The sequence below is a fragment of the Sutcliffiella halmapala genome, from assembly GCF_002019665.1.
Classification (GTDB): domain Bacteria; phylum Bacillota; class Bacilli; order Bacillales; family Bacillaceae_I; genus Sutcliffiella_A; species Sutcliffiella_A halmapala.
The window spans coordinates 1,946,162-1,970,873 of the sequence record NZ_KV917375.1; the positions used below are offsets into that span (position 1 = coordinate 1,946,162).

Here is a 24,712-nt window from a genome sequence, read left to right on the forward strand (position 1 = left end):
GGAGTGATGTGTCGTGCCAGAAACAGTGAGTAAAACGAGAACTTTGTTAAAAGCTGAGGGCTTGAAAAAACATTTTCAGATGAGAAAAGGATTTATAAAAAAAGAAATAACCTACACAAAAGCAGTAGATGGGGTTAATTTAGAAGTCTATGAAGGAGAAACACTTGGAATTGTGGGAGAGTCTGGGTGCGGCAAATCCACTACTGGGCAAATGCTTTTAGGGTTGCTACCTCCCACAAGTGGGAATGTCTGGTTCGACGGGAAAGATATTACTAAACTCTCAAAAGAAGAATTGCGTAAACTACGAAAAGATATCCAAGTTATCTTCCAGGACCCATTTTCATCTCTAAATCCGAGGATGACTATAGAACAATTAATAGCGGAACCTTTAAAAATTCATGGGGGAAAAAGCAAGGCTGAGATTAAAGCGGAAGTAATAGACTTGATAGAAGTAGTAGGGTTGAATCGGTATCACCTTGATCGCTACCCTCATGAATTTAGTGGTGGGCAGCGTCAAAGAATTGGAATTGCAAGAGCACTAGCATTAAAGCCAAAATTAATTATTTGTGATGAGCCAGTCTCAGCATTAGACGTTTCTATTCAGGCTCAAATACTAAATCTATTAAAAAAACTTCAAAAAGAATTCCAATTAACCTATGTATTTATCGCACACGGATTACCAGCGGTCAGACACATTAGTGACAGGATCGCAGTTATGTATCTTGGTAGAATTGTAGAAATTACTGATCGTGATTCTTTATTTGAAAATCCGACTCATCCATATACAGAAGCACTTTTATCAGCTATTCCTATCCCTGATCCGACAAAGAGGAAAGAACATAAGCTATTAGAAGGTGATTTGCCAAACCCTAGCAATCCACCAACAGGTTGCCATTTTCATACGAGGTGCCCTTATGCTCAGGAAATCTGTAGTCAAAAAACACCGGAATTAGTGGAATATCGTGAAGGCCACTCTGCAGCCTGTCATTTTCCATTGGGAGTATAATATTGAACCTCTTTGTAGTAATAGTTTTTTGTCAGAAAACTAAGAATTATTTTTAAAATCAGTCTTAATTCTACATTTTCAATTTTGATTAATCAAAAACCTTTCAGAATTCTGTCACCAATTTCCCTTTCTTACATATGCTAGTTTTGTTGTGAGATATTTTTTGAAAGGATGAATTAGAATGAAAGACATCAAAATTAATAGACCGACATTGAATGAGACAGGGAGTTATCAGGAGTTTAAAGTTATTGAAGTAAACATATCGGATACTACTGAAAATTTATTTGCTGTTGTTACTCCAGTGAAAAATTGAGTTTGATAATACTTAGTTTAAACTAGTAATAATAAAGCTCCTAGTACGGACATGTTACTATAAAGATGCACCTCGAAAGTTAGAGGTGCATCTTTATAATTGAAGAATATTTCATTTTCTAGTACATTTTCTTGTTCGCGTTTGTTTCCCACAAAGTGAATGGTTGCTCTTTAATCGTTACATCTATTTTGTTAAAAGGGATCGTTTTCTTTTGATCAAGCGTATTTATTTCTTTATAAATATACTCATCATCAAAACCCACACTTTTGGCATCATCCTTCGTATACGCATAATACACTTCTTTTAATCTAGCCCAATAAATGGCACCAAAACACATTGGACATGGTTCGCAGCTAGTATAGAGCGTGCAATTTGTTAATTGAAAATCCTTCATTTCTAGACATGCATGTCTAATCGCTTGTACTTCTGCATGTGCGGTTGGATCTGTGTGACTTGTCACTTTGTTAACTCCTTGGCCAATTATAACCCCATCTTTTACAATTATGGCTCCAAATGGACCGCCCTCTCCATTTTTCACATTCTCGTTCGCTAGCTTTATGGCATACTTCAAAAATTGTTCGTGATCCATAGTTCCCCCTCCATTTTTTTTATTATATTTTTTGAAGCAGAGAAGTAGACGATAAATCTTGAACTTTCTATTGACTTGAAAATGGCTTTAGAGCATTGCTGCTGATAATGAACTCCTAAATTAAACCTACATGAATATATTTATAAATAATTACTATTCAAAAAGGAGTTGTTCAAATGAAAGAAACATTCCTTGTATTTGTTTACGGCACTTTACGACGGCATGAGCGCAATCATTTTTTATTAAAGAAAGCGAAAAACATTGCTAAGCAGTGTTGGTCTACTGGGATACTTTATGACACGGGGTGTGATTATCCTGTTATGACTCCCCATAATTCGCGAAGAGTTTATGGAGAATTGTATGAGGTTAATCAAGCACAATTGAAAAGCCTTGATTTTTTGGAAGGATATACAGGAAATGAAAGGACCAACAATTACGATCGGATTTTACAAACCGTATATACAGATAAAGAAACAGTGGAAGCTTTAGTATATGTACAATCAACTACTAAAATAGGGAATCTGAACGAAATTAAGTATGGAGATTGGAAATGTCAAAAATATTTAGCTCAACAAGAACTACTGTACTTTGCCTATGGTTCATGTATGGATGATGAACGATTTTGTTTATCTGGTGTACAGGAGCAATTTAAGGATGTGAAAGGTTGCGGTATTGCGGCTAACTATTCACTGGCGTATACGCGAAATTCTTTAGATGGTGGAAAAGCGGATTTAGTGGAGTCAGATGAATATGTTGAAGGAAAGGTGTATCGAATCAAAAATGAGGCCTTACCTTACTTATTTAAAAGAGAAGGAGTTGCCTTTTCTATTTATCGACCTGCTTTCCTGGATGTCTGTATTGACAGCGTTATATATCAAGATGTCTTAACATTTCTTGTTGTGGATAAAGTGGAAGAGGTTGCTCCATCAGAGTATTATGTAACGCAAATCCTGCGAGGTGCGAAGGGGTTTGTTAGTGAGGTGTATTATAAAAAACTGCAGGATGATCTTAATAAAAGGTTTGAAACAACTAAAAACTTTTATAAGCCTTAAAGTTGCGATTGTTGTAGAGGGAAATTAATATATGAATAGGAGGAGATAACATGAATGACTTTACTTTTCAAAATGGAACCAAGATTATTTTTGGGAAAGATACCGAACAAATGGTTGGTAAGGAATCGAAAGCTCACGGGAAAAAACTGCTGTTACATTATGGTGGCGGTAGTATTAAAAGCAGTGGGCTTTACGAGAAAATCGTAAATTCCTTGAAGGAAGAGGGTATTGAGTTCTATGAATTAGGTGGTGTAAAGCCTAATCCTAGAGTTAGCCTTGTTCGAGAAGGAGTGACAATGTGTAAGGAGCATGAACTCGATTTTATTCTCGCGGTTGGTGGCGGAAGTGTTATTGACTCCGCAAAGGCTATAGCTGCAGGAGCGAAATATGATGGAGATGTATGGGATTTCTTTTCTGGGAAAAATCAAGTGACAGAGTGTTTACCGATTGGTGTGGTATTGACGATTCCAGCAGCAGGTAGTGAGACAAGCTCCGGGACCGTTGTGACGAATGAGGACGGCTGGTTCAAGCGTGCGACCGGACATTTAACGATGAGACCACAGTTTGCCATTTTGAATCCGATTCTTACATATACATTACCTTCTTATCAAACAGCTTGCGGAATCACGGATATGATGGCACATATATTGGAGAGATATTTTACAAATGTGAAGCATGTAGAGCTAACGGATCGACTATGTGAAGCGACATTAAAGACAATTATCAATAATGCTCCTACTGTGCTAGAGAATCCAACAAATTATGATGCAAGAGCGGAGATTATGTGGGCGGGTACAATTGCACATAATGATTTATTGGGGACAGGAAGAATTGGTGACTGGGCTAGTCATGATATCGAACATGAAATTAGTGGTATTTATGATATTGCACATGGAGCGGGTTTAGCAATTATTTTCCCAGCGTGGATGAAGTATGTATATAAACACGATGTCAAACGATTTGCCCAATTTGCTAACAGAGTTTGGGATGTAGAGCTTGACTTAAATGATTTAGAAAAAACTGCTTTGGCAGGTATCAAGAAAACGGAGCAATTCTTCCGATCTATCGGGATGCCTATCACATTAAGTGAAGCCAATATCGGCGAAGAGCATTTTGAAGAAATGGCAAAAAAAGCAACTGAACGGTGGGCACTCGGGAATTTTGTGAAATTACAAGAAGAAGATGTTTATCGAATTTATCAGTTGGCGAAGTAAGTTGAAAAAAGTCCTAAAATCTTTAGGGCTTTTTTTTATACCCAATAATGTAGATAGTTCTAAATATCCACCTTAAGACGGAGAGAAAATCCAACTGCATCTCGTTTAATAAGATCAATATTCTAAATATAATGAATATTAGTAAGAGGTAATGGTAAATTCAATTTGGGGAGGGTGATTAAATGGAAAAGATTATTGAAGTGCGTGACATAAAAAAGAATTATGTCAAAAGAAAAACGAAAGAGGTCATTACAGCAGTTAATAATGTGTCATTTGATGTTCATCGTGGGGAGGTCCTTGGATTATTAGGGCCAAATGGTGCAGGGAAAACTTCAACAATTAAGATGATTTGTGGATTGTTACATGCTGATTCTGGCTCTATCCGAATCAATGGAATAGATATACATAAAAAGAGGCTAAAGGCGTTGCGCCATATTAGCGCAGTATTAGAGGGGAATCGAAATTTGTATTGGCGCTTAACTGTTCGAGAAAACATGGAATACTTTGCTGGAAACCGCGGTCAATCTCGTAAACAAGTATTATCTCAAGTTGAAAAGTTATTAGAACAGTTTCGTTTGAAAGAAAAGGAGCATGAGCTTGTTCAAGGTTTATCACGTGGAATGCAACAGAAGCTTGCCATCGCAGTAGCTTTATTAGCGAATACAGACGTTATATTATTAGATGAGCCGACTCTTGGATTAGACGTGGAAATTAGTTATGAACTTCGAGAGCTTCTTAAGATGATTGTAAAAGAAGAGCAACGAACAATTATTATAAGCTCGCATGACATGCCAGTTGTGCAAGAATTATGTGATCGCACGATTATCATCAATAAAGGAACGGTAGTGGTAGACGAAAAGGTAGAGAATTTACTCAATCTGTTTGAAACAAAGGCGTACTCCGTTAAATTGGGAGAGGCTTTAAGCACGAAACAAAAGGAACAATTAATCATTAACTTTCCTTTAAGTACGTATTCAGAGCAATCTCATCAAACGATTGTGGAAGTGAATTTAGAACGAAGTGAGGACATCTATAAGCTATTCGATATTTTTAAAGCGGAAGGAACACTGGTGGAAAGTATTGATCGCACGACTATTGATTTTGAAAAAGTATTTATGCAAATAGTGAAGGGGGAGAAAAAGCTTGCAATGGCTTAATTTATTGAATGCTAACTTTCGAAAAGAATACATTGAAATGAAGCGTTATTTACCAAACACGATTGCTTTGTTACTGACTTTTTATATTCTTTTCCTCGGTGCGTTCTTCGGTATTATGTTTATTGGAGATCCAGCAACCTTTGATGCGAATGTACAGTATTCCATTATCAGTGTCGTTTTTTGGGGCTTAACGATGCTGACGATGAATTTTATTGGATTTGCCGTGGTCACCGAGGCGATGCGTGGGACATTGGAGCAATTATACATGTCGCCTATGGGTGTATGGAAAATTATGCTCATGCGTATTATCGGGCAATTTTCACTACAATCGATTCTGATGCTTCTTTTACTTTTTGCTGCCATGTGGACTTCTGGTCAATGGATGAATCTTAATCCATTGACGACCATACCTATTATAATCATAACCATGATAAGTATGATTGGTGTTAGTTTTATGATTGCTGGTTTAGCTATTATCGTAAAACAAATACAAGCTTTTCTACAGATATTCCAATTTGTTTTAATGGCACTGGTCTTTATCCCGATTTCGGTCGCACCATACCTTGTATTCGCTCCCTTTGTAAAAGGAGTCAACATGATAAGAACAGTAATGATGGAGAATTTGACTTTAACCCAATTACCTTGGTCTGATTTCGGCATCTTATTCATTAACTCAGTCGTGTATTTGGCCTTAGGGCTATTTGTTTTCCATCGTTGTGAGAAAGTAGCGATGAAGAAGGGGTTGTTAGGACAATATTAATAGGAACTTGAGCTTCTGGTTAGTCCAGAAGCTTTTTTTCTTGGCTATCATTAGATTTTCGAATGTTGAAAGCAACAAGTCTTTCTAAAATGACGTAATTTTTCAGTTTAGTTTATATTATAATAGGAATGGTTTTAAAGGAACTCACTTAAATTTGTCGAACTATTTATCTGATAAACCGATTAGTGTAAGCTTATACTTAAGGAGAAAAGTAAAATGCAAATATCAATCAGACAAGAACAGCAAAGAGACTATAATACTACTGAGAATGTAATAAAGAATGCTTTTGCTAAAGAAGAATTTAGCGATAAGAAAGAGCATGAATTGGTGTCACGCTTAAGGAATTTTGATGCTTTTGTACCTGAACTATCACTAGTAGCACTTAGCGCAGAACAAGAGATTGTCGGTCATGTACTATTATCGAAAATTACGATAAGAAATGATACATATATAACAGAGTCTTTAGCGCTTGCTCCGGTTTCTGTTTTACCAGCGTTTCAAAGTAAGGGTATCGGAAAACTGTTGATTGAAGAAGCTTTAAAAATTGCTAAAGAGTTGAACTATAAATCTGTCATTGTATTAGGACATCCAGCCTATTATCCTAAATTTGGGTTCAAGCGAGCTTCCATGTGGGGGATTAAAGCGCCATTTGTAGTGTCGGATGAAGTGTTTATGGCATTAGAGCTGCAAGAAAATGGACTTAGTGGTGTTTCTGGTGTGGTCGAATACTCGCCAGCATTTCTTGAGTAAAAAGAGAGAGAAAAGTAATTATTTTTAGGAGGAAGCAAATTGGGAAAAATCGTTAAACTAACGGAAAATCAATTCATGGATGCTATTCAATTATCTCAATATGCGTTTCAATACATTGTACCAGAGGATCAAATTCCGAAACGATTAGAAATGTTAAAGAAGCATAAAATTTTGGGGATTTTTGAAGCTGAACAGCTTGCTGCCAAGTTACATTTGATTCCGTTTGAAGTACATATTGGAGAACAGAAATGGAAAATGGGTGGAATTGCTGGGGTAGCAACTTATCCAGAGTATAGAAGGAAAGGCTATGTAAAAGTCTTGATGCAGCAAGTGCTAGAAGAGATGAAAGACGAAGGATATAGCGTTTCGATGTTACATCCGTTTAAAATTTCTTTTTATCGAAAATATGGCTGGGAGCTCTTAACGAATCGAATAAAATGTACGTTATCAAAAAGTGATTTAGTGATGCAGGAAGTAGTTTCTGGTACCATTAAGCGTACAAATAAAGACGTTAACTTTCATGATTTGAACGAGGTATATACTCATTATGCTAGTCGCTTCGCTGGTATGTTGGTTCGTGACGAAACTTGGTGGGAAGCAATAACGAAGGACGAATTTGTTTCTATCTATTACGATGCTAATCAGGAATCAAAAGGATTTTTAGTATATTCCATTAAAGATTCGAAAATGAAAGTGGAGGAGTTTGTCGCATTAACAGGGGAAGCAAGGAAAGGGCTTTGGAATTTTATTTGCCAACATGACTCGATGGTCAATGAAGTGGAAATCATCCTCTCCGAAAAGGATCCACTGCTATATACTTTACAGGAGCCAAATGTGAAGACGGAATTAATGCCATATTTTATGGTGCGAATTGTCGATGTGGAAAAGTTTCTTCCTGATTATGACTTTCATTGGAGTGGCGAAGAGGTTGTTTTGCAAGTAACGGATGAGTACGCAAGTTGGAATGAAAAGTTTTTTACCTTGAAAAATGATGAGGTTTTTGTTCATGCAGAGGATGATCAGATAGAGAGCTCTCATGTAATAAAGCTCTCCATTAACTCCTTATCTGCTATTCTATTTGGCTATAAACGTCCTCTTGAACTCTTTAATCTTGCATTATTAAACGGTAAGGAAGAGGAGATACAGAAATTGGAGAAAATGATCCCTTATCGCGAATCATTTTTTTATGATTTTTTCTAATTTGCTAGACATCGGAAGGCGGTAAACACCATGTTGCAAAATCATAAACCTGACGATTCAGGGGCTATTTACAATCAAAAAGAAGAAAAGTTATATGAATATGTTCACTCTCCAGAAAAACAACAGCAGTTATATCGCCGTACGTTGTTCATTGTTGTCCTCTCACAAATTTTTGGAGGAGCTGGACTAGCAGCTGGGATAACAGTAGGAGCGCTTCTTGCACAAGATATGCTTGGTACAGATGCATATTCAGGAGTTCCGGTCGCATTATTTACGCTTGGTTCAGCTGGTTCGGCGTTAGTAGTAGGGCGTCTTTCTCAAAGATTTGGTCGGCGTTACGGACTAGCTACTGGGTTTATAACTGGGGGGATTGGTGCAATAGGAGTAGTCATTGCGGCATTAACTAGTAATGTGCTGCTTCTTTTCGCTGCCCTAGTAATCTATGGGGCTGGTACGGCAACAAACCTTCAAGCACGTTATGCTGGGACAGATTTAGCTAACACTAAACAAAGGGCAACAGCTGTAAGTATTGCCTTAGTATCGACAACATTAGGTGCTGTTGCGGGACCCAACTTGGTCGGAGTAATGGGGGGATTCGCGACTTCAATCGGTGTTCCAGCATTGGCAGGCCCATTTATTTTGGCGGCAGCAGCTTTTCTTCTAGCGGGACTAGTCCTTTTGGCTTTCCTCCGACCTGATCCATTATTGGTTGCAAAAGCTTTGGAAGAAAGGATAAAGAGGGAGCCGTTAGTCAATTCTACTAAAATTTCCGCAAAAAATAATCGTGGAATCGTGGTGGGAGCTTCTGTCATGGTCTTAACACAGATTGTCATGGTCGCTATTATGACGATGACCCCAATCCATATGGGGCACCACGGACATGGTTTGAGTCATGTCGGACTTGTTATCGGAATTCATGTCGGTGCTATGTATCTTCCATCGCTTGTGACTGGAATTTTAGTAGATAAGGTCGGACGTACCACAATGGCGGTCGCAGCAGGAGTTACGCTCCTTCTAGCAGGAATTGTAGCAGCATTTGCACCTACTGATAATCTAGTAGGACTTATTATTGCACTTGCGCTGCTAGGTCTCGGTTGGAACTTTGGCTTGATAAGTGGTACCGCAACCATTATCGATGCAACGGCTCCTTCAACGAGAGCAAAGACGCAAGGTTCAGTGGATGTATTAATTGCCCTATCTGGAGCGACAGGAGGGGCATTATCAGGAATGGTTGTAGCGCACTCCAGTTATGCCACACTTTCGCTCGTTGGGGGTCTACTCTCTCTACTTTTAATTCCTGTTGTTATTTGGGCAAATAAAACTAGACTGAATGAAAAAATGTAATGAAAAAGCTTCCCTTCACTATGGTATGTAGTGATGGAAAGCTTTTTTGACGAACAGATAAGTTATTTAGTTTTTAGTTGAGCCATTTCTTCTGTCACAATAAATGCTAAATCATCATTCCCAAACAGGGACAAGACCCCTAACAATGTTTCATTTGAAATTTCTCCAGCTTCTTCTTTTGTCACAGTCAATTCCAATGCTTGGGCTAATGCAGGATTATTTGCTTGATCTGGATAAGCCTTCATATAAAGTGCTGCTGGATCTAAGTCGTGGTTGACACACCATTGGGCAAACACGAGTATCATCATGTTTTCTTCTTTTTGATAGTTTTCTATGATACTCTGTTCTACTTCATTTTTATTCATCTATTATTACTCCTTAAAATAAATACTAAAGTAATTATAACATTTGATTGGTTCTTACTTAATAAATAATCCTCTTTTCGTTGCATTTCTAAGTTTTTGTAAAAGTAAGAAAGAGTTTGAGTAGTCTTTCTTTTAAATGCTTTTGCAAAATAATTCGGAATATAAAAACCTTCCTAATTCCCATATACCTTATTTATTAGTATTACATGAATTTAGTAACTGTACACCATTTGAAATGGGGGTAAGTGCTTTATTGATATATTGACTTGCGGTGAGATGACTATTATGTTGCCAATCGATAGTTGCGCCATAAATCCCCCAGCTTAACATAACTGCTCCTATTCTAAGGGTTTCAAGATTCTCCTCAGGTTGATTTTTCATTAATAGTTTATATAAAAGGTCTTCTAACTCAGCTTTTAGTTTTGCTTCGATTGTAGACATGAAGGCATCGTAGCTGCGTCGACACTGTGAGGAAAGCTCAGCTTGGAATGTTGTTATGGAAAGAAAAATTTTAACGATCGTTTCTTCCGAAAGTTCATCATACAATTTAATTTCATTAAAGACCTTTTCCATGAGGTTTTCCGTTAGAGCTGCATCTAATAATTGATACTTATCTGTGAAATGAGAATAGAATGTAGCCCGATTGACCGTTGCTTTATCTGTTATATCTTTTATTGTAATGTCCTTGAACTCTTTTTTCATTGAAAGTTCTACGAATGCTTCCATGATTAAGTTTCGGGTACGAGTAATACGTGGATCAATTCGAGTTGGTGACATTTAATCCCTACTTCCTTCCTGTTTTTTTAGACAATTTATCGAATTTGTTGCTTATGCAACAATAGCTATATATCATCGATTGAAATCATATTAAAAAGCGTATAAATTTATTATACAACATATGTTGGGTATGCAAAATATGTTGTTTAGAGAGTTGCTTTAAATTAATAGTACCATTTGCGTCAACAAAGTCTAATATAAAAGGAGGAAAATAAGATGGATATATTAACTTGGATTTTACAAGGTCTACTCATACTGATGTTCTTGATGGCTGGAATAGGAAAATTAGTTGGTTCACAAATGCACAAAGAAGCATTCGATAAATTGCAATTACCACAATGGTTCCGTGTTGTAACAGGACTCGTTGAATTTATAGGAGCAACTTTATTAATCATCGGTTTTTGGCATATAACTAGTAGTATAGTAGGGGCGTTGTTATTAGGGGTAACTGCGATTGGTGGGATTTTAGCACATGTAAAGGTAAAGGATAGTTTGAAAGAAGCGGCACCTATTACGATTTTAGCAGTCATATCTTTTATTCTATTATTCTTATTAATGTAATTAAAGTGTGTGTAGTTAAATAAGTATTTTTTAATAATGATTAGAACAATATAAATGTAAACATTGGAGGATTTTTAACATGAACGTATTAGTAGTCAAAGCAAATAACCGTCCAGCGTCAGAAGCTGTATCAAGTAAAATGTATGAAACATTTATGGCATCTATCAAGCATGCTGAAAATATAAACGTCACTACTTATGATGTATTTGCAGAAGATATGCCTTACTTTGGCCAGGATTTATTCAACGCATTCGGTAAAATGCAAGCAGGTGGAGAGCTTACAGATCTTGAACAACGACTATTAGCCTCTAAACAAAAAGCAATGGATGCTTTTACGGCTGCTGATGTAGTGGTTCTCGTTTTTCCTTTATGGAACTTATCCATTCCAGCAAATCTTAGAACATTTATTGATTATGTATTTCAAGCAGGATATACATTTAAATACAGTGAAGAAGGACAATTAGTAAGTCTAATGCCAGAGAAAAAAGTGATTATTTTAAATGCACGTGGCGGAATTTACTCAACACCAGAAGCTGCACCAATGGAAATGGCCGTTAATTATGTACGTAATGTGTTTGGTGGAATGTTCGGGATGGAAATCATCAATGAAGTAATTATCGAAGGTCACAACGCAAAGCCAGAACAAGCAGAACAAATTATTGCACAAGGTCTTGAAAAAGTAACAGACGTTGCAAATAGATTAACTTTCCAACCTGTTTGATTGAGTGAGGGTGCCTGTCCCCTAGTGCTTTAAAGCGCTAGGGGACAGGCACTTTTTTAGGCGCTTTTTTAACACCCATCTTTCATACACTCCATAAGATATCAAAAATATCTACTTGGGAGATGCGGCTTATGCAAAAAGAAAGAATTGCAATTCATTTATTTCCGGCATCCGTCAAAACGATTACTGGAACAAAATGGGGTTATATAAATGAAGCGGGGAAATTCGTGTTTCCACCTCAATATGAAGAAGCAAGTGAGTTCCAGACAAATGGTTTGGCAATTGTTCGTCAAAAAGGTGCTGGAATCATCAATCAGTCTGGAAACTATGTTGTTCTACCTAAGTATAGCTCGATATCTCTCTATTCCGAAGGGCGTGCGGTTGTGATGGATGAACATGGCTCGATGGTTGTGGATGAAGCCGGAAAAGTGTTGAATCTAAAAGCATATCCTTTTATTAGCTCTTTTCAAGAACAACGGGCTGTTTTTCAGGATATTGTGAATGATGGCCAGACAGTTTATGGCTATTTAGATTTGAATGGAAAACCTGTGATTCCAGCACGATTTCAGTATGCCAACGACTTTAAAGATGGAAAAGCACTTGTTCAAATAAACGCTGCTCACTACGCACTGATCAATCGGAGTGGAAAACAGCTACAAACTTATCCGTATGAACAAATGAGCGGTTTAAGTGAAGGGATGATTTCATATAAGAGAACATTTCAGGATAAGGCTGGCTATGTGAATGAAGCCGGAAAAGTCGTCATTGCTCCACGATTTGCGTTTGCCTTGCCATTTCGAAATGGAAGGGCAGTGGTTAATGCATCGGAGGATTACAAAAACGAATATGGCATCATAAATAAATCGGGAGTTTATGTTATTCCTCCTAAATATAACGATATCATTATGTTGGGGGAAGACCGTGCCGCCGTAGGGAGAGCGATCGATTCGAACCAGCCTTTTATAGGATCTATTTATGCCATTGCTGATACGGAAAAAGGTCGAGTCCTGACTGATTTTATCTATGATAGTGTGAATGAGTTTGATGGTGGCTATAGCTCGGTCACACAAGGGCTACAGTCATTTTTTATAAACAGAGATGGAAAGCCTGCATCCAATCTTCCTGTCATTCAAGGCATTGGCACACTTAGCTTGGAAGGGAATGTGATCAAAGCCTTTGTTGATCAACGACTGACCTATTATGATCGGAATGGTCGTGTAATATGGACCCAGAATAACAAAATCCCTTTAACTCCATCCCTTTTCATTCGGGAGGGAAAATACAGACCGAATAAAGACTATCTTGTCTACTATCCACAAATGGAGGGAATGCAGAACAGAGCTGCACAAGCAATAATAAATCAAGTGTTAAAAAAAGAATCTCAGGTGAAGCCGATCGATTCTAATACACCTCTTGATTACAGCTATACTGGGGACTTTTCCGTTAAATTTCTTCAAAAGCATTTACTTGTGCTAGAACTTGTGGGCTATAACTTTCCATATGGAGCTGCTCATGGCATGCCAAGTCAAATAGAAGTGCCGCTCAATTTAGTCACCGGTCAAATCTATGAATTAAAGGATTTGTTTAAGTCTAACAGTAATTACGTTAAAGTAATAAGTCAAATCATCGGTAAGAAAATTCAGGAGAATTCAGATGCTTATTTCCCTGATGCTTATCAAGGAATTGCAGCTAATCAACCATTTTATGTAACAAAGGATTCTTTAGCGATTTATTTTCAGCCATATGAAATTGCGGCTTTTGCGGCAGGGTTTCCAACTTTTGATATCCCATTTGAAGAGATTAAGAGTTTGATAAATGTAGACGGGGAGTTTTGGAGGTCTTTTCATTAGGTTTGTCATAGCTGCTTGCCCATTTAGAGTTGGGCAAGTTTTCTTTTAGTGCAAGATTAATAAAAATTGAGTGGGTTTTCCTGAGGGTTTTTTATATCATTTCAATATTATTTAACACATCTCGGAATCTATCTAACACTTCCACTTATTGGTGGTATATAATCCAATTATAGATACCCTAGAATTTTTGTAAAAACTAAAAAAGAGGTGATAGTGTTGACAAAAGATATTACAATCACACAACTCCATTCCGCGGAAGAGCATATTAATGAGTTAACAGAACTACTCATTCAGGTTGTGGAAGGTGGTGCTTCCATAGGCTTCTTACCACCACTCGACCGTTCGGTAGCTATAGAGTATTGGCAGAATGTATTAAAGCAAGACGTAATTCTTTTCATCGCTAAACTAAACAATCAAATAGTAGGAACAGTACAATTACATAGCAGTTCCAGCCAAAACGGTGCACATAGGATGGAAATTGCTAAATTAATGACGCATCCTAATTATCGTAACAAGGGTATCGCAAAGATGCTGATGAACCATGCAGAAGAAAGAGCGAAGCAAGAAGGTAAGACTTTATTAATTCTAGATACGAGAAAAGGGGATCCATCAAATCTCCTTTATTCATCAATCGGTTTTATCGAAGCTGGGCAGATTCCCAACTTTGCAAGATCCAGTGACGGCCAATTACATACGACGGTTTTTTATTATAAAATCCTTAAGTAATCAAGGTTTCACAACGAACTTGAGGGTAGGTGTTAACGTGATTTTATTAAACGGGGTAAGTGGTTCTAATAATGAAACATTAGTTGATGGGGTAGAATTTAAGCGGATTTCTTATTATATTATTAAAAAAAATCGTGGTAGAGTTCTGTCCTTTATTGAGCCAGAAACCGGAACTAATTATTATAAAGTTAAAGTGCAGATTTTCGGTGAGCAACTGTATATTTTGCTGAATATCAGTTATCCATTCCTTGCATTTGCTTCCTCTGTTGAGCCTGGGGAAATTTTATTTGTTGATTACCCACTACTGAAGGAAGAATTAATTTCCTATTATAGGATATTGACCATTCATGAATTGAACGAACCATTAATAGTGAAGCAAGTAAAAGGAAAAAGCCTAGTAGAAAATGAGAATCAGTTAAATGAGGCTGACCTTTACGGAATAAAGCATTGGAAAACGCAAACGATTGGTGAGGTAGTTTTCAATTTTTGGGACTAAATATCAAAATAAGGAGATTAAATCTACTGATTCAATATAAAAGCGACTGTGTTACTTCATTATATCTATGCTAACGAGTCTCGAATTTACAGATGTTAATAAGACAAAGGCTAGTGAGCATTATGTCAATTTGAAAGGAGATGTCTTGTTGAATAAAATTCTATTACATTTAGAAGGCGCCTTTATTTTGTTAATTAGCCTTTATTTTTACTCGTCCCAACAGTTCAGCTGGCTTGTGTTTGCAATCTTTTTATTAGCACCAGATCTTGCAATGGTCGGGTATTTAAAAAATAATAAATTTGGAGCAATAATTTATAATCTGTTTCATACTTATTGCTTTCCAATTGTCATAATTATCTTTGGGATATTTTTGAAAAACGACCTACTTCTACAATTCGGGTTAATTTGGTCTGCTCATATTGGAATGGATCGGATGTTTGGTTACGGATTGAAAAATCCAACTAATTTTAAAGATACGCATTTGAATCGGATTTGAGGGATTGGGAATTTTTTTAACTGGAATTATTCAATAAACTTTCATCTAATGACATTTTCGAAATATTGCGATAAAATTAATTTGATACATATGGGAAGGAGCTGGTTGTATGAAATTTAATCAAATAGGTGGTAAAAACTCGATTTGATTCAACAGAAAAGCAAAAGGGAGATGAGTGGTTGAAAGCATTATTTTTCTTATATGAGGGGTATGTTGATTGGGAAATTAGTGCCTTAACTTATATGTTATGGGACTCTAAAATCGAAATTAAAACAACAGCACTAAGTAGCGAGGTAACACATATAGGAGGTTTCAGAATTGCAATTGATTTAGCAGTGGAGGAGTGTAACCCTTCTGACTTTGATATATTAATCATTCCTGGAGGAGACCCAGGTGAGTTAGTAAATGAAAAGCATTTATTGAACATTATCCGAGGATTTGATGCACAAAATAAATATATTGCGGCGATTTGTGGGGCTCCAACCTTTTTAGCAGCTGCAGGTGTATTAAAGGAAAGAAAATATTCCACGTCAATTGAGGAGCCGGAATATACGTCGCTTTTTGATGAGCAGTATAAGAGTGAAAAAGATGTAACTGTTTGCGAAAATTTGATTACGGCTGAAGGAAATGCCTATATCGAATTTGCAATTGAAGTTGGGAAAAAATTGAAGATTTTCAAGGATAGAGAAGATGAACTAGAAACAGTCCTATTTTTTAAAAATCAACTAAGAGGATAAAATAACATTTTTGTTTAATAATTACCCTAGAGAGAAGGAAAATAACAAACTCTTTAGGGTGTTTTTTAAATTAGCCTCTATTAAAGTAAAGTGTTGTTTTAGACAACAGCGGTGTTTAGTAGAGCCTTAAATTAAGATGTAAACACAGATATAGTGAAGTGGTTTGAGAGAGGTGAGATAAATGCCTAAGAAAGCAATTATCATTGGTGCTGGGATTGGTGGTTTAAGTACGGCTATTGCCATACAAAAGAAAGGATGGAACGTAAGCGTTTTTGATCGGACCAGCTCGTTAACGGAAGCAGGAGCAGGTATCGTTTTGGCAGCGAATGCGATGAAGGCACTCGTAAAGCTAGGCGTCGCTAAAGATGTTGTTTCGATAGGGGCTGCTGTAGGAAAAGCGGAAATTCGCACGTGGAACGGCGAGTTAATCTTGGATTTACCTACTTCAAGGCAAGCCAAACGGTATGGGTCGCAGAGTTTTCTCATCCACAGAGGGAAGTTACAGTCTATTTTACTGGAAAAAGTAGAAGAAGCTTCTATTGTGAAACTCAATAAACAATTAGCTAGTGTAGAACAAAATAACGACAAAGTGATAGCAACTTTTACAGATGGATCTAAGGAGGAAGGGGATATCCTAATTGGTGCGGATGGTCTACACTCTATTGTCCGCGAACAATTATTTGGCACATTACAAACTCGGTATTCAGGCTATACCGCATTACGAGGTATTTGTTCATTTAAGGATGAACGTTACACGATGGAGCAAGGAGGCGGATTCGAGGCATGGGGACCAGGCAAAAGGTTTGGTTTCTCTCAGCTTGGACAAGGTCAAGTCTTTTGGTTTGCGGCGATTAATGCTCCTCGTGGTGAAACGATCTCATCAAATGATAGAAAACAAGTCGCGCTAAATCATTTTAATAGATGGTTTGAGCCGATTCAAACGGTTATTGCTGCGACGGTAGATGGCGACATTTTACACCATGATATTGTGGATTATGAACCTCTTCCATATTGGAGCAAAGGACGAATTACTTTGTTAGGGGATGCAGCCCACCCGATGCTTCCTAATCTTGGACAGGGTGGCGCACAAGCAATGGAAGATGCACTCGTTTTAGCTCGATGCTTAGCCGAACCCCACATTAACGTAAACCTTCCTTCTTCCTTACAAGAATATGAAAAAATAAGAAAGCAGCGTACAACTAAAATTGTACAACAATCAAGAAGAATGGGGCGAATGGTTCAGCTGGAAAATCAGCTGGCAATCACTGTTCGAAATAGCCTGCTACGTCATGTGCCAAATAAGATTTTAATAGAGCGATTAAATTGGATAGTAGGACATAAGGTGTAAAACTTAGAAAGTAATATACAATCCCCCATAAAAAGAGCAGGTACCTATATGGCACCTGCTTTTGACAGAAGTGAATGAGAATTAAATAGAATTGTAATGTTACGTAATAGACTTACAACTAGTAAATTATAAAACTTCTTGTGGCACTTTCAAGCCAAGGCCTTCAGCGACACGAGTTCCATATTCAGGATCTGCTTTATAGAAGTGAGAGATTTGACGTAGCTTGATTTCATCGCTTTCTACTGGCTTCATGGCACCAACGATATTGGCAACAAGACGTGCGCGTTCCTCTTCACTTTGCAGGCGATAAAGGTCACCAGCTTGTGTATAGTGATCATGGTGATCGTAAGCTACACTATCGGCAACACCAGACACTGGATATGCCGCTTGTTTGTTTTCGGAAGATTCAGTCGGTCCACCTAAGCTGTTTGGCTCGTAATAGACGGATCCGCCCCCATTGTTATCAAATCTCATTTGGCCATCACGTTGGTAGTTATTTACTTCATTACGCGGGCGGTTAATTGGCAATGCTTGATGGTTTGCACCAACACGGTAACGATGTGCATCGCTGTAAGCGAATAAACGTCCTTGAAGCATTTTATCTGGAGATACGTCAATTCCAGGTACTAATGTTCCAGGAGAGAATGTTGCTTGCTCTACCTCTGCAAAATAATTTTCTGGGTTTTTATCTAATACCATTCGTCCCACTTCAATTAATGGATAATCCTTTTGCGACCACACTTTTGTCACATCGAATGGATCGAAGCGGTAAGTATCAGCATCTTCTAAAGGCATGATTTGTACATGAACTTTCCATGCAGGGAAATCGCCTTGCTCGATGGAGTTAAATAAATCTTGCGTATGATAATCTGGGTTTTCACCAGCAATCTTCGTCCCAACTTCTTCTGTTAGGTTCTTAATGCCTTGCTCTGTTTTAAAGTGGTATTTAATCCAAACACCATCTCCATCTTCGTTTACCCATTTGAAGGTATGGCTACCAAAACCGTGCATATGACGGAATGTAGCTGGAATGCCACGATCAGACATTAAAATAGACACTTGGTGTAAGGATTCTGGAGATAAAGACCAGAAATCCCAAACCGCGTTAGGATTTTTCAAATGAGTCTGAGGGTGACGTTTTTGTGTATGAATAAAGTCAGGGAATTTGATAGCGTCACGAATAAAGAATACAGGCGTGTTGTTTCCAACTAAATCGTAGTTTCCATCCTCAGTATAGAATTTAACGGCAAATCCACGTGGATCACGCACGGAATCAGCAGAACCGTTTTCCCCAGCTACCGTTGAAAAACGAACAAATAATGGTGTACGTTTTCCTACTTCAGATAAGAATTTAGCTTTTGTATATTTTGTCACGTCATTTGTTACTTCGAAATATCCGTGAGCTCCTGCTCCTTTGGCATGTACCACACGCTCAGGTACACGTTCTCTGTTGAAATGCGCTAGTTTCTCTAGTAAATGAACATCTTGAATTAGTGTAGGTCCTCTTGAACCGGCTGTCATGGAGTTCTGGTTGTCCCCAACTGGAGCGCCCCAGCTAGTAGTTAAATTTTTGTTGTTAGTACTCAAATTTAATCACCTCATAAGATAAGATTAGTAGTACAAATATAATGATAACACTTCTCAGGGGAAAATCAATATCTTTTTATAATAATTATAAAAAGAAAACTCTTATAAAAATAATATTAGTATAATAATAGAGTATTCTGTTAATGGAGCGCTCTATTATTATTCCGAATAAGAGCCGTTTCTGCTATACTACAAAAAAGTATATGAAGGAGTTTGTTTAATATGAAGAAAAAACAAAGAAAAAACGTAACGAATTCACCAAAATCGAAAGACGATAAGCTTTCATTAAAAGATCAACTGCAAGATGATGTATTTTCAAAGTTAAAGTCAATGAAAGAACAGCTCATGCAAACAGAGCATAAGGCAAAAGAAGAAGAGGCTGCTAGAATAAAAGAAGAAAAGCGCTTAAAAGAGAAGAATAAATCATTTGAAGAACTACTAGAAGAAAGCAGTCAGAACTGGAAGGAATTTAAATGATAGAAGTAACCACTAAGAATGAAGTAGAAATAGACCGAGAAGCGGAGCAATGGTCCAAACAATAAAAGTGCCAAACACTAATGTGTTTGGCACTTTTGTCATTCTCGATGTGACTCATATTGTGAATGCTTCAATAATTCCTTCAATCGCTTATATTCGATCGCTGTTAACGCTGGATATTGTATAGCAGCAACGTTTGCTTTAATTTGCTCCACAGTGCTTGCGCCTGGAATTACGGCTGCTACTGCTGGATGGTGGAGACAATAATGGAAGGCAGTTGATTGTAAAGGACGTGTCTTTTCTGATTCCTCAAGTTTTCCTAAGAGCTCTATCAGTTCTTCGTAAGAATAATTCATATAATCTTTTGCTTTTTCCTTCGCTTTTTCTAGACCTTTACTAGATAAGAGTCCTTTCGCCAAAGAGCCTCTAGCAATGACGCTGATATCATTTGTATGTAGATAGTCTAAATACTCTTCTGGGCGCGTATCAAGCATGCTATATTGCATCATTACAGATATAATGCCAGAAGAATTCGTAAAGCGCTGAATCACATTCGGGCGGATGGAGGAAATGCCGTATTCTCGAATATAGCCTTCCTTTTTCAATTCTTCAAAGGCTTCGATCGTCTCCTCGCTATTATCTTCTATCGTTCCACCATGAAGTTGATATAAATCAATATAATCGGTTTGGAGGCGGTGTAAACTGTTCTTCACACCTGATTTTATATGTTTTTTTGAAGGATCCCATTCCCAGCCTTCTTTTCCAGCGGTCCACCTATTACCGACCTTAGTCGCAAGTATCACTTTGTCACGTTGTCCTTTTATGGCTTTTCCAACTATTTCTTCATTTTTTCCTAAATCATATAGATCAGCAGTATCTAAATAGTTAATCCCAAGATCCAGTGCTTGCTTAATAATTTCTACTGCTTTTGTTTCCTCTGTGCCAAGTGACATGCAACCAAGTCCGATTTTACTTACATATAAATCCGATTTGCCAAGTCGATTTGTTGGTATCAAAGAAATGCCCTCCCTTTTAAAGTTGTAGCTATATAATCGTAGTGACCAGCTCTGGCTAATATTATTTATAAGTTTACCGAATAAGGGAGGAGTTGTGCAATTACAAGGGCTTACTAATCTTGATTCTCTTTTTGATGAGTGATCCACTCCTGTAACGTCCCATGTTTTTTGGCATATTCTTTTAACTTGGAACGAATCTCCCACGCCTTTCCAACTAGTACAATGCTGTTAGGACGCACATAGATCTTCATATTTGTTACCCCCTAAAGGTTGTATGTTAGAATGTATGAAGGTAGTTCAATAATGAGAACAAGGGGCGGTAATAGTGGATCATTTAAAAGAAACGACGATAAAAAAGGAAAAATTATTTACTGGAAGAATTATTGATTTATATGTAGAAGAGGTCACCTTACCGAACGGGAAAACGAGTAAGCGGGAAATCATAAAGCATCCGGGAGCAGTTGCGGTTATTGCTTTGACAGATGAAGGGAAAATCGTGATGGTACGCCAATATCGAAAAGCGATGGAAAGAGCCCTAGTTGAAATTCCTGCAGGAAAGCTAGAAAAGGGTGAAGAACCAATTGCTACTGCTAAACGAGAGCTCCAAGAAGAAACCGGCTATACATGCGAATCATTAACACCTTTGCTTTCGTTTTATACTTCTCCTGGCTTTGCAGACGAATTAGTGCATCTTTTTATAGCGAATGGATTACATAAGGATACCCAGGAGCATCATTTAGATGAGGATGAATTTGTTGATCTTTTAGAGGTTTCGATAGAAGAAGCACAGGGAATGATAGAAACTCAAGAAATTTTTGATGCGAAAACAGCATACGCGGTTCAATATTTACAACTTCAAGCATTACTTCGAAAGTAGTGAGGAAAGATGAAGGATTATTTTGTTGATTTACATATTCATTTAGGGCGAACAGCAAGTGGAAAGCCCGTTAAAATTACAGCTTCCAACCAATTGACGTTGGAGGCTGTTTTAGAAGAAGCCAAGGATCGCAAAGGGTTAGACATGGTGGGTATAATTGACTGCCATGTGCCAGAAGTTTTAGTGCAGCTAAGAACCAGTTTGGATAACGGAATTATGAAGGAACACTCTGGTGGAGGCCTTGTTTTCAATGATTTAACACTCATACTGGGCACAGAAATCGAGATTTATGATGAGAACTGTCACGGGCCGATCCATGCACTTTGTTACTTTGGGACTATAGAGCGGATGGTTACTTTTTCTCGGTGGTTAAGCGCTAGGATGAAGAATATTACTTTATCGACACAGCGAGTCTATGAACAGGCGGTAATCATTCAAGAAAAAGTGAAGGAACTAGACGGTTTATTTATACCTGCCCATGTGTTTACTCCTTTCAAGAGCTTGTACGGAAAAGGGGTAATGAAAAGCTTAACTGAGGTGTTTCAGCTTAATTTAATCGATGCCATTGAATTGGGATTAAGTGCAAACACGGAGATGGCAATATGTCTATCTGAGTTGGATTGTTATACTTTTGTATCCAATTCAGATGCTCATTCTGTAGGGAAAATTGCCAGAGAGTATCAAAAAATTCGCATGCTGACTCCAAGCTTTGAAGAGCTCAGGCTTGCTCTGCACGAGCGGAAAGGGAGAGGAATTGTTGCGAATTATGGACTTGATCCACACTTAGGTAAGTATTATAACACTGCATGTGAAAAATGCTTTTTTACGGTAAATTCAACGGCCGAACTGTCATGCCCGAATTGTGAACATAAGCGTTTTACGAAGGGAGTGTCCACGAGAATAAGGGAAATACAAGATCAAAGCGCGACTGTTAGAAAAAGACCACCATACATTCACCAAGTTCCTTTAGATTTTATTCCAGGAATCGGTCCGAAAACACTAGAAAAGCTAAGAAATACTTTTCAGACAGAAATGAATATCCTACATGAAGCAACCTTTGACCAGCTAACAGATGTAGTAGGAGAAAAAGTAGCATTACTTATTACGAAAGCAAGAAATGGAGAACTCACCTTCCATGCAGGTGGCGGCGGAAAATTCGGCAAAATCGTTTCGGATTAATAGATAGGGATTGTTAAGAAAGAGAGTAAATAAATGAATTTGTAAATTTTCATAGTAGACAATCATGCAAAGAAATTTGCACCATGGATGATGAAAAAGGGGAATGTTAAGTATTCCCGTCTCCCCTGTTGATTGAAGTGGAAGGCATGAGACTCCTGGAGCGACCGAGCAAGGTCGTAATATATAACGGGTGGGATTCCCGTCGAGAAAGAACTAACCATTCACTCGTAGCGAGTCTTGGAGGATATGTGGTAACACTATATCTTTAAGCGTAGACAGTTAGGGAATGGGCCGTAAACCGAATAAAGGTTGAAGGGATTGAGCTCCGAAATCAGTGCCAAGTTAGGAAGGCCGATGTGTTCGGGAGTGCAGAAGGCAACATTGTTATTCTCGTAATGGTGAGAGAATGACAACTTCCTCGGAGTCGATGACCGTGGCACGTTTCACATTGATATATTACGGCAACTCGGGAGGTCCTTTAAGTCTCTCCTTCATATCGGAGAGTAATGACGAACAAGCGATAACAAAGTGAGGGCTGTCAAACGCTTAAAGGAAGTCGGATAGTGGCATAGTACCTATTAAAATAATGATAGGAAAGGCCATTACTCGTCATCGACCTTGAAAGAGACACACTTACTACACACGGAGGTAGAGAGAGAAGTGGAAACAAAACTAGCAAGGATAACAGAATTAGCGAAATCGAATCAAGATATAGTTTTCACTTCGTTGGCTCATTTACTTAATGAAGAGAATCTTAAACAATGTCACCGAGAGTTGCCAAGCAAGAAGGCAACAGGCATAACTGGCATGACAAAGGCGGAATATGACACAAATCTGGATGAGAACACCAAAAGACTAGTGGGGAAATTAAAGAAGAAGGCTTATCGTCCTATCCCAGTAAAACGAACATACATCGATAAACCTGGAACGAAGATGAAAAGACCACTGGGTATCCCAGACCACGAGGATAAAATCGTTCAACAAGCCATTGGGAAAATTCTCAAAGCCATATTTGAGCATGAGTTCCTGGACAGTTCCTTTGGATTTCGACCAGGTAGAAACTGCCACGATGCATTAAAGATTCTGAATGTGTATATTGAAGAACGCCCCACCAACTATATAGTGGATGTTGATATTAAAGGATTCTTTGACAACGTTAATCACGAGTGGATGATGAAATTCTTGAAACAACGTATCAATGACCCAAACTTCTTAGGAATTATCGCTAGGTTTCTAAAAGGTGGGTACATGGAAGAAGGTAAATATTTCGATACGGATAAAGGAACTCCCCAAGGGGGTATCATTTCACCAATTTTAGCGAACGTATATCTACATTATGTCCTAGACTTATGGTTCGAAAAAGTGGTTCGTAAACAGTGTAATGGTCAAGCTTACATGGTCCGTTATGCGGACGACTTTGTGTGCTGCTTTCAGTACAAAAGCGATGCAGATGCCTTTTACTCTGCCCTTATCATGCGTTTACAAAAGTTCCATCTTGAAATTGCAGAAGATAAAACGAAAATCATTTCCTTTGGTCGTTATGCAGATAAAGATAGTAAGCGGAATGGACAAGGAAAACCACCAACATTCGATTTCTTAGGCTTCACTCACTATTGTAGTGAGAGTAAGAAAGGGTCATTTAGGGTTAAACGGAAGAGTAGTAAGAAGAAAGTAACAGCCAAGTTAAAGAAACATAAGGAATGGCTCAAAGCTAATCGAACAATGGACATCAAGGACATTATGAAAAGCATTAACCGTTCCTTAACAGGCTACTACAACTACTACTGTATTACCGATAACACTCAACATGTCGAGAGTTTTCTGTATCGTATCCGACTACTATTGTTCAAGTGGATGAACCGAAGGAGCCAAAGGAAATCATTCACATGGGAGAAGTTCAACATATTTTTAAGTAAATATCCTTTGAAGAGTCCAAGGGCGAAAGTAAACATATATCAACTGAAGAAAGACATTAGCTACATTTTGTGAAGGGTGATGAGAAGAGCCGTGTGCGATAGTATCGCATGCACGGATCTGTGAGGAGTGAGGAGAACACAGTAAAAGTGTGGCTCCCGCTTACTCGACCGGGAGATAGCATTTTGTCGAGACCCCGC

At 37.9% G+C, this 24,712-nt stretch carries 27 protein-coding genes; 21 read left to right on the forward strand and 6 right to left on the reverse strand.

Going from position 1 to position 24,712, the window contains the following annotated elements; translation table 11 throughout:
- Window positions 1-13 precede the first annotated feature (13 nt).
- Both BK580_RS09425 and BK580_RS24035 read left to right on the forward strand, forming a co-directional pair.
- Window positions 14-1,006 (forward strand): ABC transporter ATP-binding protein, encoded by a 993-nt coding sequence (locus tag BK580_RS09425; protein ID WP_078380076.1) that lies wholly within the window; start codon window positions 14-16, stop codon window positions 1,004-1,006.
- Between the two features lie 181 nt (window positions 1,007-1,187).
- The gene (locus BK580_RS24035) at window positions 1,188-1,319 is read left to right on the forward strand and encodes a hypothetical protein (protein ID WP_268877370.1); all 132 of its coding nucleotides are present in this window, start codon (window positions 1,188-1,190) and stop codon (window positions 1,317-1,319) included.
- 118 nt (window positions 1,320-1,437) lie between these two features.
- Here BK580_RS24035 and BK580_RS09430 read toward each other — a convergent pair whose 3' ends face one another.
- Window positions 1,438-1,908 carry a nucleoside deaminase gene (locus BK580_RS09430; protein WP_078380077.1) on the reverse strand — a complete coding sequence of 157 codons (471 nt, stop codon included), beginning with the start codon at window positions 1,906-1,908 and terminating at the stop codon, window positions 1,438-1,440.
- Window positions 1,909-2,084: 176 nt separating this feature from the next.
- Between BK580_RS09430 and BK580_RS09435 the strand changes: the two genes are divergently transcribed.
- The 7 genes from BK580_RS09435 to BK580_RS09465 all read left to right on the forward strand — a co-directional run bounded on the left by BK580_RS09435 (window position 2,085) and on the right by BK580_RS09465 (window position 9,385).
- A complete protein-coding gene (locus BK580_RS09435; protein ID WP_078380078.1) occupies window positions 2,085-2,960 on the forward strand; it encodes a gamma-glutamylcyclotransferase family protein in 876 nt (291 codons plus the stop codon).
- 50 nt (window positions 2,961-3,010) lie between these two features.
- Entirely contained in the window at window positions 3,011-4,174 is a 1,164-nt protein-coding gene (locus BK580_RS09440) for an iron-containing alcohol dehydrogenase (RefSeq protein ID WP_078380079.1), read from the forward strand.
- Window positions 4,175-4,356: 182 nt separating this feature from the next.
- Window positions 4,357-5,331 (forward strand): ABC transporter ATP-binding protein, encoded by a 975-nt coding sequence (locus BK580_RS09445; RefSeq protein WP_078380080.1) that lies wholly within the window; start codon window positions 4,357-4,359, stop codon window positions 5,329-5,331.
- On the forward strand, window positions 5,318-6,091 hold the full coding sequence (locus tag BK580_RS09450) for an ABC transporter permease (protein ID WP_078380081.1): 774 nt from the start codon (window positions 5,318-5,320) through the stop codon (window positions 6,089-6,091). Before BK580_RS09445 ends, BK580_RS09450 begins: the two co-directional genes overlap by 14 nt.
- Window positions 6,092-6,307: 216 nt before the next feature.
- Window positions 6,308-6,841, forward strand: coding sequence for a GNAT family N-acetyltransferase (locus BK580_RS09455; protein WP_078380082.1), 534 nt, complete (start codon window positions 6,308-6,310; stop codon window positions 6,839-6,841).
- Window positions 6,842-6,880: 39 nt separating this feature from the next.
- The gene (locus tag BK580_RS09460; RefSeq protein ID WP_268877371.1) at window positions 6,881-8,041 is read left to right on the forward strand and encodes a GNAT family N-acetyltransferase; all 1,161 of its coding nucleotides are present in this window, start codon (window positions 6,881-6,883) and stop codon (window positions 8,039-8,041) included.
- A gap of 30 nt (window positions 8,042-8,071) precedes the next feature.
- The gene (locus BK580_RS09465) at window positions 8,072-9,385 is read left to right on the forward strand and encodes an MFS transporter (RefSeq protein ID WP_078380083.1); all 1,314 of its coding nucleotides are present in this window, start codon (window positions 8,072-8,074) and stop codon (window positions 9,383-9,385) included.
- A gap of 62 nt (window positions 9,386-9,447) precedes the next feature.
- Here the strand turns inward: BK580_RS09465 and BK580_RS09470 are convergent, their stop codons facing one another.
- The gene (locus BK580_RS09470) at window positions 9,448-9,750 is read right to left on the reverse strand and encodes a hypothetical protein (RefSeq protein WP_078380084.1); all 303 of its coding nucleotides are present in this window, start codon (window positions 9,748-9,750) and stop codon (window positions 9,448-9,450) included.
- A 189-nt stretch (window positions 9,751-9,939) separates the two neighbouring features.
- Window positions 9,940-10,527 (reverse strand): TetR/AcrR family transcriptional regulator, encoded by a 588-nt coding sequence (locus tag BK580_RS09475; RefSeq protein ID WP_078380085.1) that lies wholly within the window; start codon window positions 10,525-10,527, stop codon window positions 9,940-9,942.
- A gap of 216 nt (window positions 10,528-10,743) precedes the next feature.
- On the opposite strand from BK580_RS09475, the gene BK580_RS09480 reads away from it, so the two are divergent.
- The 8 genes from BK580_RS09480 (at window position 10,744) to BK580_RS09515 (ending at window position 17,462) form a co-directional block, all read left to right on the forward strand.
- A complete protein-coding gene (locus BK580_RS09480) occupies window positions 10,744-11,088 on the forward strand; it encodes a DoxX family protein (RefSeq protein ID WP_078380086.1) in 345 nt (114 codons plus the stop codon).
- 79 nt (window positions 11,089-11,167) lie between these two features.
- The gene (locus tag BK580_RS09485; protein WP_078380087.1) at window positions 11,168-11,809 is read left to right on the forward strand and encodes an FMN-dependent NADH-azoreductase; all 642 of its coding nucleotides are present in this window, start codon (window positions 11,168-11,170) and stop codon (window positions 11,807-11,809) included.
- Window positions 11,810-11,940: 131 nt separating this feature from the next.
- The gene (locus tag BK580_RS09490; RefSeq protein WP_078380088.1) at window positions 11,941-13,659 is read left to right on the forward strand and encodes a WG repeat-containing protein; all 1,719 of its coding nucleotides are present in this window, start codon (window positions 11,941-11,943) and stop codon (window positions 13,657-13,659) included.
- A gap of 216 nt (window positions 13,660-13,875) precedes the next feature.
- The gene (locus BK580_RS09495; RefSeq protein WP_139364868.1) at window positions 13,876-14,385 is read left to right on the forward strand and encodes a GNAT family N-acetyltransferase; all 510 of its coding nucleotides are present in this window, start codon (window positions 13,876-13,878) and stop codon (window positions 14,383-14,385) included.
- Between the two features lie 37 nt (window positions 14,386-14,422).
- Window positions 14,423-14,881, forward strand: coding sequence for a hypothetical protein (locus tag BK580_RS09500; RefSeq protein ID WP_078380090.1), 459 nt, complete (start codon window positions 14,423-14,425; stop codon window positions 14,879-14,881).
- A gap of 148 nt (window positions 14,882-15,029) precedes the next feature.
- Window positions 15,030-15,377 carry a DUF4260 domain-containing protein gene (locus tag BK580_RS09505; protein ID WP_078380091.1) on the forward strand — a complete coding sequence of 116 codons (348 nt, stop codon included), beginning with the start codon at window positions 15,030-15,032 and terminating at the stop codon, window positions 15,375-15,377.
- A 179-nt stretch (window positions 15,378-15,556) separates the two neighbouring features.
- The gene (locus tag BK580_RS09510; protein WP_078382714.1) at window positions 15,557-16,114 is read left to right on the forward strand and encodes a DJ-1/PfpI family protein; all 558 of its coding nucleotides are present in this window, start codon (window positions 15,557-15,559) and stop codon (window positions 16,112-16,114) included.
- A 181-nt stretch (window positions 16,115-16,295) separates the two neighbouring features.
- Window positions 16,296-17,462, forward strand: coding sequence for an FAD-dependent monooxygenase (locus tag BK580_RS09515; protein ID WP_078380092.1), 1,167 nt, complete (start codon window positions 16,296-16,298; stop codon window positions 17,460-17,462).
- Window positions 17,463-17,588: 126 nt separating this feature from the next.
- Here BK580_RS09515 and katA read toward each other — a convergent pair whose 3' ends face one another.
- The gene (gene katA, locus BK580_RS09520) at window positions 17,589-19,049 is read right to left on the reverse strand and encodes a catalase KatA (RefSeq protein WP_078380093.1); all 1,461 of its coding nucleotides are present in this window, start codon (window positions 19,047-19,049) and stop codon (window positions 17,589-17,591) included.
- 222 nt (window positions 19,050-19,271) lie between these two features.
- Here katA and BK580_RS09525 point away from each other — a divergent pair, with 222 nt between their 5' ends.
- Window positions 19,272-19,526, forward strand: a complete 255-nt coding sequence (locus BK580_RS09525) for a YqkE family protein (RefSeq protein ID WP_078380094.1) — start codon at window positions 19,272-19,274, stop codon at window positions 19,524-19,526.
- A gap of 98 nt (window positions 19,527-19,624) precedes the next feature.
- Here BK580_RS09525 and BK580_RS09530 read toward each other — a convergent pair whose 3' ends face one another.
- Both BK580_RS09530 and mciZ read right to left on the reverse strand, forming a co-directional pair.
- Window positions 19,625-20,539 (reverse strand): aldo/keto reductase, encoded by a 915-nt coding sequence (locus BK580_RS09530; protein WP_078382715.1) that lies wholly within the window; start codon window positions 20,537-20,539, stop codon window positions 19,625-19,627.
- Window positions 20,540-20,655: 116 nt separating this feature from the next.
- Window positions 20,656-20,793 carry a Z-ring formation inhibitor MciZ gene (gene mciZ, locus BK580_RS09535; protein WP_078380095.1) on the reverse strand — a complete coding sequence of 46 codons (138 nt, stop codon included), beginning with the start codon at window positions 20,791-20,793 and terminating at the stop codon, window positions 20,656-20,658.
- 74 nt (window positions 20,794-20,867) lie between these two features.
- Here mciZ and BK580_RS09540 point away from each other — a divergent pair, with 74 nt between their 5' ends.
- The 3 genes from BK580_RS09540 to ltrA all read left to right on the forward strand — a co-directional run bounded on the left by BK580_RS09540 (window position 20,868) and on the right by ltrA (window position 24,587).
- Window positions 20,868-21,419, forward strand: a complete 552-nt coding sequence (locus BK580_RS09540) for an NUDIX hydrolase (RefSeq protein WP_078380096.1) — start codon at window positions 20,868-20,870, stop codon at window positions 21,417-21,419.
- A 9-nt stretch (window positions 21,420-21,428) separates the two neighbouring features.
- On the forward strand, window positions 21,429-22,598 hold the full coding sequence (locus BK580_RS09545) for an endonuclease Q family protein (RefSeq protein ID WP_078380097.1): 1,170 nt from the start codon (window positions 21,429-21,431) through the stop codon (window positions 22,596-22,598).
- 660 nt (window positions 22,599-23,258) lie between these two features.
- Entirely contained in the window at window positions 23,259-24,587 is a 1,329-nt protein-coding gene (gene ltrA, locus BK580_RS09550; protein WP_078380098.1) for a group II intron reverse transcriptase/maturase, read from the forward strand.
- The last annotated feature ends 125 nt before the right edge of the window (window positions 24,588-24,712 follow it).

Coding starts and splice junctions, on each gene's coding strand:
- BK580_RS24035 (WP_268877370.1), top strand. CDS start 1,188: ATGAAAGACATCAAAATTAATAGACCGACATTGAATGAGACAGGGAGT.
- BK580_RS09430 (WP_078380077.1), bottom strand. CDS start 1,908: ATGGATCACGAACAATTTTTGAAGTATGCCATAAAGCTAGCGAACGAG.
- BK580_RS09435 (WP_078380078.1), top strand. CDS start 2,085: ATGAAAGAAACATTCCTTGTATTTGTTTACGGCACTTTACGACGGCAT.
- BK580_RS09440 (WP_078380079.1), top strand. CDS start 3,011: ATGAATGACTTTACTTTTCAAAATGGAACCAAGATTATTTTTGGGAAA.
- BK580_RS09445 (WP_078380080.1), top strand. CDS start 4,357: ATGGAAAAGATTATTGAAGTGCGTGACATAAAAAAGAATTATGTCAAA.
- BK580_RS09455 (WP_078380082.1), top strand. CDS start 6,308: ATGCAAATATCAATCAGACAAGAACAGCAAAGAGACTATAATACTACT.
- BK580_RS09465 (WP_078380083.1), top strand. CDS start 8,072: ATGTTGCAAAATCATAAACCTGACGATTCAGGGGCTATTTACAATCAA.
- BK580_RS09470 (WP_078380084.1), bottom strand. CDS start 9,750: ATGAATAAAAATGAAGTAGAACAGAGTATCATAGAAAACTATCAAAAA.
- BK580_RS09475 (WP_078380085.1), bottom strand. CDS start 10,527: ATGTCACCAACTCGAATTGATCCACGTATTACTCGTACCCGAAACTTA.
- BK580_RS09480 (WP_078380086.1), top strand. CDS start 10,744: ATGGATATATTAACTTGGATTTTACAAGGTCTACTCATACTGATGTTC.
- BK580_RS09485 (WP_078380087.1), top strand. CDS start 11,168: ATGAACGTATTAGTAGTCAAAGCAAATAACCGTCCAGCGTCAGAAGCT.
- BK580_RS09490 (WP_078380088.1), top strand. CDS start 11,941: ATGCAAAAAGAAAGAATTGCAATTCATTTATTTCCGGCATCCGTCAAA.
- BK580_RS09515 (WP_078380092.1), top strand. CDS start 16,296: ATGCCTAAGAAAGCAATTATCATTGGTGCTGGGATTGGTGGTTTAAGT.
- BK580_RS09525 (WP_078380094.1), top strand. CDS start 19,272: ATGAAGAAAAAACAAAGAAAAAACGTAACGAATTCACCAAAATCGAAA.
- mciZ (WP_078380095.1), bottom strand. CDS start 20,793: ATGAAGATCTATGTGCGTCCTAACAGCATTGTACTAGTTGGAAAGGCG.
- BK580_RS09545 (WP_078380097.1), top strand. CDS start 21,429: ATGAAGGATTATTTTGTTGATTTACATATTCATTTAGGGCGAACAGCA.